Below are 12,352 nucleotides of genomic sequence, written 5' to 3'. Positions count from 1 at the left end.
GATACGAACTATTTATTTAACAATCAATGAATCTACAAAATTCTGTTAATATACTGCCGAAGCTATGATTTGAATAAACAGAATCAGAAATACCATGGCAATCGGATAAACAGTTGCGTAAGCTACGCTCGGTATGTTACTGTCCACCATTGAATCGGCAGCTGCAAGTCCCGGAGTACTCGTCATACCTCCCGTTATCGTTCCCAGCAAATCGAGCAGACTGATTTTAAATACCAGACGTCCGACAATAGCTGCTACAAGCATCGGTATCAATGTGATGGCAGCTCCTACTCCGAACATCAGCAATCCGCTTTCCTGGAAAGTGGCTACCAGATTCTTACCGGCAGAAGTTCCTACTTCGGCTAGAAAAAGAAGCAGACCTAACTGGCGCAACAACTGATTGGCAGGTCCGGACATAGACCAGATGATGGGGCCTGTCTTACCAATCGCACTCAACACAAGGGCTACCATCAGCACTCCGCCGGTCAGTCCCGGAGAGAATGACAGACTATCAGAGAAAGATATATTTATTTTGCCGAACAGCACTCCCAGTACAATACCCATCGCAATGGGGAAAAAATCCGTATCAGACAGTTTCTTCGCATTGTTACCCAGCAGGCGGGCTACTCCTTTAAGTCCTTCTTTCTCACCGACAACCATCAATTTATCACCAAACTTCAAAGCGAGATCTGGAGATGGAGACAAATCAATACCGCTTCGACGGACACGAGTCACTGTACAACCAAAATTTTTCTGTAAGTTCAAATCACCCAGTTGTTTATTTATCATGTCCTTTTTGGTCAACAGTAAAGATTCTATTTCCTGCGTTTTATCCAAAGGCAGTTCGCCTTCTTCTCTCTTACCGATTAACACAGCAAGCTGATTCAATGATTCTTCGCTACCTACGGCTTGTATGTAGTCTCCTTCACGCAGCACTGTATGGGCTGTAGGAATAGATATTTCATCATTGTGCTTCAGACGGGAAATAACAGCGCCCGTCATACCGCGTGCATTAATTTGCATCAGGTTACGGTTGAACACATGCGAATTGGTGACACGGTAGATACAAGTAGTCAGTTCTGGAAATTGTCCGCGACGTTCTATCTCCAGGCGACGGGCTTCTTTATCCAAATCTACCCGCATAATTTTAGGTAACAGTTTGACAAACAGAATCACGCCGATTACTCCAAACGGATATGCGATACCGTAAGCAATGGATGCCAAAGGAGAATTGGTACTGTCAATAGCAACCGCCAGACCCGGCGTACTGGTCAACGCACCGGCAATCAGACCGACAATACTCGGTGTATCAATATCAAATGCGTACTTCAACCCGACTGCGGTCAGGCAGGCGGAACAAATTATAAGCATAGTAATGAGAATAAGCGTCTTTCCTTTACTGCGGAAAGAATCGAAGAATCCGGGCCCTGCCTGAATACCGATGGTAAAAATGAAGAGCACCAAACCGAAGTTTCCTAATTCTTTAGGAATGATAACACCAAAATGCCCGAAAAGAAGGGCAATGAAAATAACTGCCGACACATCGAGAGATAATCCTCTGATTTTTATTCTTCCCAGCATAAACCCTAATGCGACAATCAGGAAAAGGGAAAAATAAGAGGAATGCAATAAGTCAGTAAACATAAAAATAAAGGTTAGTTAGTTTAAGGGCGCGAAGGTACGGATTTTATTTAATCCTCACAACATTCGTTGCTGCAAGTAGCTCTTTCGTCTTCAAACTCCAAAGTGGCATGATGAATGCCTGCCTCTTCGAGTGCTTCCTTTATATGATGTTTCACTTCCTCCAACTGTGTGATATTATCAATGACAACGTGGGCAGTCAGAGCGGTTTCCGTTGTGCTTAACGCCCAAATATGCAAGTGATGGCAATTCTCCACACCGGGTTGTTCCACGATAAGTTGCTGTATCTTTTGAGCGTCTATCCCCACTGGTACTCCATCCAAAGACAACCGGAGACTGTCATGAAGCAATCCCCAGGTAGAGACTATAATAATAACAGCAATGCCAAGTCCGATAATCGGGTCAATGATGCTCCATCCTGTATACGTAATAATAATACCGGAAGCAACTACACCGACAGATACCAGTGTATCTGCTGCCATGTGCAAGTAGGCTCCCTTCACATTCAGATCCTTATCTTTATCTTTCATGAAAAGCCATGCAGTAAGCGCATTGATGACCACTCCCACCCCAGCTGTCCATGCGATAGCAGAACCATCAACCGAAACCGGATGAAATAATTTGTCTATGCTCTCGGCAATAATAATGCCAACAGCAACCAACAGTATAACTGCATTTAATAAAGAAACAAGTATCGTGCTCTTCTTATATCCATACGTGTAACGACTATTAGGGTGAACTTTCTCCAACCGGAAGGCCAACATGGCAAGTACCAGACTGGCTACATCACCCAAATTATGCCCGGCATCGGAAAGTAACCCCAAAGAATTATAATAAAATCCTACTCCGAATTCTACTATGACAAAAGTTATATTCAGAGCGATGCCTATGATAAAAGCTTTATTGAGCGATGTCAACCGATGACTATGTTCGTGGTGATGATGAGGTTCCATATTATATATTGTTATTATATCTAATATACAAAAAACATCTTACCCGGAGATTAGTTCATCCTTTTCCACTTTTGGCAGTATTAACGACTGGTTAGTTTTTCCATAAACTTATTCCGGTCTACCACATAACGTATATGTGTTCCTTCACCAATTTTACCCTGTGAATCAGAGGCTACTACGGAAAATGTTAACTTTCGTCCCTCTACCTCAAGAAGTGTGGCTGTTACAAGAACCGTGTCTCCCAATGCAGTGGGTTTAAGATGTGTAGTCTGAATCATTGCTCCTACCGTTGTATTGCCTTCCGGCAGTTGATCTTCAACAGCAGACAAAGCTGCATTTTCCATGAATGCTACCATAGCGGGAGTAGCAAGAACAGGGAGATCACCCGATCCCATTGCCACTGCCAGATTTTCCGGTTTGACCACTACTTCCTTTATAAATTGCAATCCTTTTTCTAACATAATTTCTGATTCTATATTTTAGTTATGACTATTCTTCTTTTTAGCAGACTGGTAGAACAGAAATGCCAACAGAGCTAAAAAAGCCAAAAGTATCGTAATCATCTCTGTTGTATATGCCATTGGTTCTACCCATATTTCATGAAAGATATTCCAGCGTCCCAATACTTCTACAAAAGTCCAGAACACTACTACCGTAGCAATAGAAAAGCGCATGGCATATCCCCATTGAGCGATTTTCAACAGGCGTTTAAACATAAAAAATGAACCTGCCAGACAGCCGAAAGCAACTATAGCAGTAACAGGGCTATGCTCGCCGACAAAATTCTCATCATAACAGAAGAGCAGCACGAGATAGCTCGTCCACATGATGAGATTTAACTCCATAAAAGTAACAATCGAGGTATGACGTGTCATCGGCCGTACTACAATCGTGGTGGTACTCTTACGGAAAAAGACTTTTTGAAGATAGGTAAAGAAGTCGCATCCGCTTTTTATACTGAAAATGTAAATCAGCATAAACATCACCCAAAAGCCGAAGGAGGAAGGCATGATTAAATATTCCGGTTTTGTCACGACTTCACCGGCAGCGTTCAGCAATGGTTGCACTTCATAACGATGTGCATAATATACGTAGATAAACTCTACCCATCCGGTCCAGAAAAGTAGTCCTCCGAATAACCCCCATAATGTCTGTCGTGTATCTCCTTTTGCAAACACTCCAATAATCACCATCACCAGACCTACTGCTCCCATCGTGAAAGCCGCATAGTGAAGAGCTGTGGATGAGAGCACATACTCCATAAAAATCATTAATGCATGCCCCAACGGCATAGTAAACAATACAATCAGGAAAGAAGTAATCCCTGTCAATACACTTTTTCTACTGTAGCCGCCTTTCATTTTCTTCTCATTTTAATTTTTTAATCATCAATTTAGTAAAAGACTGCAAAAATAACGAGTTAATCCACTCCTCCCAATACCTACATATAATTAAAGCCTCTCATTTTTTCATTTCTTTTAGGTATTTCCCCCGTATATATATCCCCGTAACTTTGCAGCTGGAAATTTAATTAATCATTATCTATCAAAATTAAGTATGAAAATCTTAAACTTTTGGATGGTTGCCCTTATGGCACTATCTCTTTCTTCTACTTTCGTTTCTTGTAGCGACAACGACGACGATGAACCTAACTTTGCCAAAGAAATAGCAGGAGCTTATAAAGGTTATTCAGTCGGCGCATGCAATATGTTCTCTGATTATTTGTTGGGTGATGAATCCACAGCAACAATCACTGCCAACGAAGATGGTACCATCAATTTGGTATATAAATCCGGATCTGGAGATTTCACTCTGAATAATTTAAAACTTTCTTCTAATAAGTCTTTCAGCGGTTCCGGTGAAGTTGCCATGTCTATGGGCGGCAGCACAGGCGGTAGCTACGACTACACATTAGAAGGTAGTGTAGATGGTTCTAAAGTGTTAAGTTTGAAAGCCAATGTTGATATTCCTGTACCTATGGGAAAAATGGAGATTGATTTCATACAAGGAGAAACTCCTGTTGGTTATTATATAAAAGATACTTATAAATACCAAACTAATTTATCTCTTTCAGTCACTACTCCAGGAGGAAATACCACTGAATCTACTGAGGATTGCAAAGTTATCATCGAAAACCCAACAGGCAGTACAGTAGATGTTACCATTAGCGGCTTCAATAACACAAGCGGTTCTATGAATTATTTTGAAAAGTTCACTGTAAAGGGAGTAAATGTTACTAAAGCAAACGACGGTAGTTACTCACTCAATATCGGTAGCTTTGAAGCAGACACCCAAAAGACTACAGGAGAAATTCTGGCAATCACCGGTACGAGTTTAAGTGGTACAGTTAAGTCAGACGGAACAACTACTATTACTGTAGTTTTTAAACCAGGAAGTATGCCATGGGACATTACAGCAGATTTTACTGGAAGCAATACTAACAGCGCACAATAAACGATTAAATAAGCAATGAAAAGAAGCAGGAACGCTATTTTCAAATATACTATAGTACTGGGAGCGGCAATGTCGCTCTCTGCTTGTAATGGAATATTTGAAAATATTTATGATGCCCCCATCGAAACGGAGATGGAAATCAAGGAGAATAGCTTTTCACAAGTCAAGACTGTTGAATATACAGAATGGGCCTACATTAACCTTTCGGAACGTACGGTTACCACCGTTAAAATCGGAGAGGAATATGAGAGTCAAATTCCTGATAAGTGGGATTTCGCTATTCATCGTTATGATATAAAAACCAACGAGGGTGCTACCTACAAAACAACTTACACAAGTATCGACGAGTTTAAAGCAACAGGTAAACTGCCTAAAGCGGAAGATTTTGTAGAAGATGAATGGACAACCGATAAAATAGCCATTGACATGTCGGGCATGATGGACGGAAACATTATCTACACAGAGTCTTACCGTAATGCTGTTCTTTCCAGCTGGCTGGACGTTAATACCGCAACGATGCCTCCGGTATACACCATGTCAAACCAAGTTTTTTTGATACGTTTGAAAGACAATACATACGCCGCGATCCGTTTTACCAACTACATGAATGCCAGAGGTATAAAAGGATATATTGACTTCGATTTCCAGTATCCGCTTGAGTTCGAGGACAACAACAATGAAACCAATCAACAAGAATGAAACCTACATTTATAATATCATTATTGCTTTTTTCATTTATAGCAACTTGCACCACATTAGCACAACACTCAACTTATCACATCAGCGGACGTGTAACTGATACAGAAGGGGAACCTCTCCCCGGTGCAACGATTTCCATCAAAGGTAAAGGAACCGGAGCCGTCACATCCGTCGACGGCACATATACATTACAACTCCCCGGAACCGGTACATACCTCATCACCGCCTCGTATGTAGGCTATCAGCCACAAGAAAAAAGACTGACTGTAGGGAAAGAGAAAAGACTAAGTTTCCGCTTATCGGAAGATCAGTTTGACCTGGGAACAGTGGTTGTCACAGGTACACGTACTCCCAAATTACTGAAAGATGCTCCTATCATCACTCGTGTAATCACAGCAGACGATATAAAGAAGGTAGATGCAACCAACGTAGGACAATTATTACAATCGGAACTGCCGGGCATTGAATTTTCCTATTCAATGGATCAGCAGGTTTCTATCAATATGCAGGGATTCGGAGGAAACTCTGTACTCTTCCTGGTAGATGGCGAACGTCTGGCAGGGGAAACTTTAAACAACGTCGACTACAACCGATTGAACCTCGATAACGTGGAACGGGTAGAAATTGTAAAAGGGGCTGCCTCTACTCTCTATGGTTCCAGTGCAGTAGGTGGCGTAATCAACATCATCACCCGTGATTCCGAGGACCCATGGAATTTAAATGTAAACAGCCGCTTCGGTGAACATAACGACCAACGATATGGCGGAACTTTCAGTTTCAAAGCCGGTAAATTCAACAGCCAGACGAATGTGCAACATACAATGTCCGATTCTTACGACGTACCGGAAGGAGATGTGACAACCATCTTCGGAAACCGCACATGGAATGTGAAAGAACGTCTTGTTTACAGACCGATTGAACAGTTGAAACTGACTGCACGCGGAGGTTATTATTTCCGCGAACGGGATAAGACCGGAGACAGCAAAGACCGTTATCGTGATTTCAGCGGAGGTCTGAAAGCCAACTATGATTTCAACATCATGAGTAATCTGGAAGTTGCCTATACATTCGACCAATATGATAAAAGTGATTATCTGACCCCATACAAATACGATGTCCGTGATTACAGCAATGTGCAACATAGCGTACGCGCACTCTACAATTACACCTTCAACGATAAAAACATTCTGACCGTAGGAGGAGATTATATGCGTGACTATCTATTGTCTTATCAATTTACCAACAATGGAAGTTATACCATGCACTCGGCAGATGCATTCGGACAGTTCGACTGGAACCCGACCGAACATTTCAACGTAATCAGCGGGGTACGTTTCGACTATTTCTCACAATCTAACGTACGTCATATATCTCCGCACATCGGACTGATGTACAAAATAGCCAACTGCTCCCTCCGTGGCTCATACTCACAGGGATTCCGCTCTCCTACCCTCAAAGAAATGTATATGAACTTCGACATGGCAAATGCCATGATGATTTATGGTAATCCCGACCTGAAATCGGAGACGAGCCACAACTTCTCGCTCTCGGCGGAATATACCAAGAACCGTTACAATTTTACCGTTTCAGGATATTACAACCTTGTCAATGACCGGATCGACCTGACTTCATTCCGCGACACTGACGGAAGATGGGCACAGCTATATATCAATACAGAGAAAGTAGACATCGCCGGTGTGGATATCAACGCCTCCGCCAAATATCCTTGTGGTCTGGGAATACGTGTTTCTTACGGATACCTCCACGAGTTTATGCGCGACGGACAAATGAAATTCTCCAGTACCCGCCCACATTCAGCGACCGCACGTATCGAATACGGCAAATCATGGGATAATTATCAATTCAATCTTTCCCTGAACGGACGTGCGTTATCCAAAGTAGAAACCAATAAATATGTGGGCAATAATCCGGATGAAGGGACTACCGGAGTGACTTATCCGGGATATACGATGTGGAACCTGACGTTGACACAAGGGATCTGGAAAGGAGTCAGCCTGAATATGGCCGTCAACAACATATTTAATTATGTTCCGAGCTATTATGACGCAAACTCTCCTTATACCCGGGGAAGCAACTTCTCCATCGGACTTGCATTAGACGTAGACAGGTTCTTCAGAAAATAGAAAAGATAAAACTACATACAAAGCTAAAAATAAGAGAAATGAAAAAGAAAAGTAAAATCATCTTAGGTGTATGCATCGTTGCTGCAGCTCTGATAGGGATGTCCGTATGGAATACCTGGTTCAGTCCTACAAAGATTGCTTTCATCAACTTCCAGACCATACAGCAGGGAAGTATATCGAAAGCCAACGACAATTCATCCATCAAACTCAGTGAAGTATCGCTCGACAACCTCGACCGTCTGACCGGTTACGACATGGTATTCATCAACGGAATGGGTCTGCATATCGTCGAGGAACAACGTCAACAGATACAACAGGCTGCCGACAAAGGTATTCCTGTATATACTTCCATGGCTACCAACCCGGCCAACAACATTTGTAATCTGGACAGCGTACAACAGAATCTGATACGAGGTTATCTGACTAATGGAGGAAAGACCAACTACCGGAATATGCTGAATTATATCCGTAAAGCTATTGACGGTAAAATCTCTTCCATACCGGAAGTGGAAGACCCGGCAGAAAGACCCAGCGACATGCTCTATCACGCCGGACTCACCAACCCGGATGATGAACTGGAGTTCCTCACCGTGGCAGATTATGAGAAATTCATGAAGGACAACCGTCTTTATAAAGAAGGAGCACGTAAAATCATGATAACCGGACAAATGGCTGATGCCACCGGACTTATTGAGGCTCTTGAAAAAGAAGGTTACAATGTTTATCCGGTTCAGTCAATGACGAAATTCATGTCATTTATTGACGAAGTGCAGCCAAACGCAATCATCAACATGGCACACGGACGCATGGGAGACAAAATGGTGGATTATCTGAAAGCTAAGAATATCCTCTTGTTTGCTCCGCTCACCATCAACAGCCTGGTAGACGAATGGGAGAAAGATCCGATGGGAATGGCAGGAGGATTTATGTCACAAAGTATCGTGACTCCAGAAATTGACGGTGCCATCCGTCCTTTCGCTCTCTTTGCACAATATGAGGATGAAGAAGGATTGCGCCATTCGTATGCAGTACCTGAACGCTTGAAGACTTTCGTATCCACAATCAATAATTATTTGAATCTGAATACTAAGCCGAACAGCGAGAAGAAGGTAGCTATCTACTATTATAAAGGTCCGGGGCAAAATGCATTGACCGCTGCCGGTATGGAGGTGGTTCCTTCCCTATACAATCTTCTGGTCCGCATGAAACAGGAAGGATACAACATATCCGGTCTGCCTGCAAATGCTGAAGAACTGGGTAAAATGATACAGGCTCAAGGCGCTGTGTTCAACTCTTACGCAGAGGGAGCCTTTAATGACTTTATGCAAAAAGGACATCCCGAACTTATCACCAAAGATCAATATGAAAGTTGGGTGAAAGAGTCACTCCGCCCTGAAAAATATCAGGAAGTGGTGGATGCTTTCGGCGAATTCCCCGGCAACTATATGGCGACTAACGACGGTAAATTGGGTATTGCCCGTCTGCAATTCGGGAATGTAGTCTTAATGCCACAAAATGCAGCCGGAAGTGGTGACAACTCCTTCCAAGTGATTCATGGCACTAATATGGCACCTCCTCATACCTATATTGCTTCCTATCTATGGATGCAACATGGTTTCAAGGCTGACGCACTGATCCATTTCGGTACACATGGAAGTCTTGAATTTACTCCCAGAAAACAAGTGGCATTGTGCAGCAACGACTGGCCGGATCGCCTGGTTGGAGCAGTTCCGCACTTCTATATCTACTCTATTGGTAATGTTGGTGAAGGAATGATGGCTAAACGCCGTTCGTATGCCACCATACAGTCGTACCTCACTCCTCTTTTCCTTGAAAGCAGTGTGCGTGGTATTTATCGGGAGCTGATGGAAAAAATCAAGATTTACAATAACTCTCACAAAGAGAATAAAGATCAGGAATCATTAGCTGTCAAAACGCTGACTGTGAAGATGGGAATTCACCGTGATTTAGGTTTGGACAGCATTGCCAACAAACCATATACAGAAGATGAAATCGCCCGGGTAGAAAACTTCGCTGAAGAACTGGCTACCGAGAAAATCACGGGGCAACTCTATACAATGGGAGTTCCTTATGAACCGGAACGGATCACTTCTTCCGTCTATGCAATGGCTACAGAACCTATCGCATACAGTCTGCTGGCTCTTGACAAGCAGCGTGGCAAAGCGACAGATGCCGTCAGCAAGCATCGCAGCCTTTTTACACAACAGTATTTGACCCCTGCCCGTCAGTTGGTAGAAAAGCTAATTGCCAATCCTTCACTAGCCACGGATGAACTGATTTGCCGTACAGCTGGCATCACACCGCAAGAACTTGCCAAAGCACGTCAGATAGAAGCCGAACGCAATGCTCCGAAAGGTATGATGGCAATGATGATGGCTGCATCTGCAAAGAATGAAAATGCTGATAAAGAGAAATCCGGCAAGGATCATCCGGCTATGTCAGGCAAAGGAAAAACTCCTCATAGCAATATGCCTGACAGCATGAAGGAAGCCATGAAAAAGATGGGTGCCAATATGGACCCCGAAAAAGCTATGGAAATGGCTAAATCTATGGGAGCAAATCCCGAAGCTCTGAAAAAGATGGAAGCTGCCATGAAATCCAACAAGGATAAAGAGCAGCCTGCCGGGTCTTCAGATAAACACGGGTCTTCAGATAAACAGATGAAAGGCTCCAAACAAGAAAAACCGAAAGGCATGTCAGCCATGATGGCCGCTATGGGGAAAGCGACGAAAGAATACAGCAAAGAAGAGATTGAACTAGCACTTGCCGTAGCGGAAGTAGAACGTACAATCAAGAATGTAGGTAATTATAAAAATGCACTCATGACAAGTCCCGAAGAGGAACTAAACAGTCTGCTCAATGCATTGAAAGGCGGATACACCGCTCCTACTCCGGGCGGTGACCCAATAGCTAATCCGAACGCTTTGCCTACCGGACGTAATATGTATGCTATCAATGCCGAAGCAACTCCGACAGAATCTGCTTGGGAAAAGGGTATTGCTTTAGCTAAACAAACAATTGATACCTACAAACAACGTCATAATGATTCTATTCCACGCAAAGTAAGTTATACGCTCTGGTCTTCCGAATTTATTGAAACTGGCGGAGCTACTATTGCCCAAGTTCTTTATATGCTGGGAGTAGAACCCGTCCGTGACGCATTCGGTCGTGTCAGCGATTTGAAACTGATTCCTTCAGCCGAACTGGGACGTCCACGTATCGACGTAGTGGTCCAGACTTCCGGACAACTCCGTGATATCGCCGCTTCCCGCCTCTTCCTGATTAACCGTGCAGTAGAAATGGCTGCGACAGCGAAAGACGACAAGTTTGAAAATCAGGTAGCCGCCAGTGTGATAGAAGCTGAAAGAGTGCTGACTGAAAAAGGTGTCAGTCCGAAAGATGCACGCGAGATGGCTTCTTTCCGAGTATTCGGAGGTGCTAATGGCATGTATGGTACAGGAATTCAGGGAATGGTGGAATCCGGCGACCGTTGGGAAAGTGAATCGGAAATCGCAGATACTTACCTCAACAATATGGGAGCCTTCTACGGTGACGAAAAACACTGGGAAGTCTTTCAGAAATTTGCTTTTGAAGAAGCATTGAACAGTACTGATGTTGTCGTTCAGCCCCGCCAAAGCAACACTTGGGGAGCATTGAGCCTCGACCACGTATATGAATTCATGGGAGGTATGAATCTTGCCGTACGCAATGTTACCGGTAAAGACCCGGACGCTTATCTTAGCGACTACCGGAACCGCAACAACATGAAAATGCAGGAACTTAAAGAAGCAGTCGGTGTAGAAAGCCGTACAACGATTCTGAATCCTACCTATATCAAAGAGAAAATGAAAGGCGGTGCTTCTGCAGCAAGCGAGGTTGCCCAGACTGTAACCAATACGTATGGCTGGAACGTGATGAAACCTGCCGCTATCGACAAGGAACTTTGGGATAATATATATGATGTATATGTCAAAGACGAATACAAACTGAATGTAAAAGACTTCTTTGAAAAACAGAATCCCGCAGCTTTACAGGAAGTGACTGCCGTTATGATGGAAACTGCCCGCAAAGGATATTGGAAAGCTTCTCCGGAACAACTCTCCAATATTGCCAAACTGCATACAGACCTTGTCAGACAATTCGGTCCTTCGGGCAGCGGATTTACCGGAGACAATGCCAAATTACAGCAGTTCATCGCCTCTCAAGTAGATGCGCAAACCGCAGCCAACTACAACAAGGAACTGAAACAAATGAAACAAGCCACCCTGGACGGAGAAGCGACCAAAGGAGGCATGGTATTGAAGAAACAATCGAGCGATGCCGTACAAGGGGCACAGGAAGAGCAAAATTCTTTGAATGGAGGCCTTATCACAGGTATTGTTCTGGTAGCATTTGTTGTCATGTTGCTAATACTTAAAAAGAAACGGAAAAAGTAATGTA

The 12,352-nt window shown here is 43.4% G+C and carries 8 protein-coding genes; 4 read left to right on the top strand and 4 right to left on the bottom strand.

Annotation, left to right across the window (positions count from 1 at the left end; genetic code table 11):
• Nucleotides 1-45: 45 nt before the first annotated feature.
• From KSX81_RS21180 to KSX81_RS21165, 4 genes are all read right to left on the bottom strand, one after another.
• Complete coding sequence (locus tag KSX81_RS21180) at nt 46-1,644, bottom strand: aspartate:alanine exchanger family transporter (RefSeq protein ID WP_004300141.1); 1,599 nt, start codon at nt 1,642-1,644, stop codon at nt 46-48.
• Between the two features lie 47 nt (nt 1,645-1,691).
• Nucleotides 1,692-2,594 (bottom strand): cation diffusion facilitator family transporter, encoded by a 903-nt coding sequence (locus tag KSX81_RS21175; RefSeq protein ID WP_032846678.1) that lies wholly within the window; start codon nt 2,592-2,594, stop codon nt 1,692-1,694.
• An 80-nt stretch (nt 2,595-2,674) separates the two neighbouring features.
• Nucleotides 2,675-3,055, bottom strand: coding sequence for a thioesterase family protein (locus KSX81_RS21170; RefSeq protein WP_004303823.1), 381 nt, complete (start codon nt 3,053-3,055; stop codon nt 2,675-2,677).
• 18 nt (nt 3,056-3,073) lie between these two features.
• The gene (locus KSX81_RS21165) at nt 3,074-3,955 is read right to left on the bottom strand and encodes a hypothetical protein (protein ID WP_217725768.1); all 882 of its coding nucleotides are present in this window, start codon (nt 3,953-3,955) and stop codon (nt 3,074-3,076) included.
• A gap of 196 nt (nt 3,956-4,151) precedes the next feature.
• On the opposite strand from KSX81_RS21165, the gene KSX81_RS21160 reads away from it, so the two are divergent.
• Genes KSX81_RS21160 through KSX81_RS21145 form a run of 4 tightly spaced genes read left to right on the top strand, consistent with a single transcriptional unit; the run spans nt 4,152 to nt 12,348 of the window.
• Nucleotides 4,152-5,048 (top strand): calycin-like domain-containing protein, encoded by an 897-nt coding sequence (locus KSX81_RS21160; RefSeq protein ID WP_032845350.1) that lies wholly within the window; start codon nt 4,152-4,154, stop codon nt 5,046-5,048.
• 15 nt (nt 5,049-5,063) lie between these two features.
• Nucleotides 5,064-5,747 carry an HmuY family protein gene (locus tag KSX81_RS21155; RefSeq protein WP_004303826.1) on the top strand — a complete coding sequence of 228 codons (684 nt, stop codon included), beginning with the start codon at nt 5,064-5,066 and terminating at the stop codon, nt 5,745-5,747.
• Complete coding sequence (locus KSX81_RS21150) at nt 5,744-7,891, top strand: TonB-dependent receptor (RefSeq protein WP_004300147.1); 2,148 nt, start codon at nt 5,744-5,746, stop codon at nt 7,889-7,891. The genes KSX81_RS21155 and KSX81_RS21150 overlap by 4 nt, the downstream gene beginning before the upstream one ends.
• 38 nt (nt 7,892-7,929) lie before the next feature.
• On the top strand, nt 7,930-12,348 hold the full coding sequence (locus KSX81_RS21145) for a cobaltochelatase subunit CobN (RefSeq protein WP_217725769.1): 4,419 nt from the start codon (nt 7,930-7,932) through the stop codon (nt 12,346-12,348).
• Nucleotides 12,349-12,352 lie beyond the last annotated feature (4 nt).

The sequence above is a fragment of the Bacteroides sp. MSK.18.37 genome (assembly GCF_019129155.2).
Taxonomy (GTDB): Bacteria; Bacteroidota; Bacteroidia; order Bacteroidales; family Bacteroidaceae; genus Bacteroides; species Bacteroides ovatus.
This window is presented reverse-complemented; position numbering and strand designations above follow the sequence as displayed.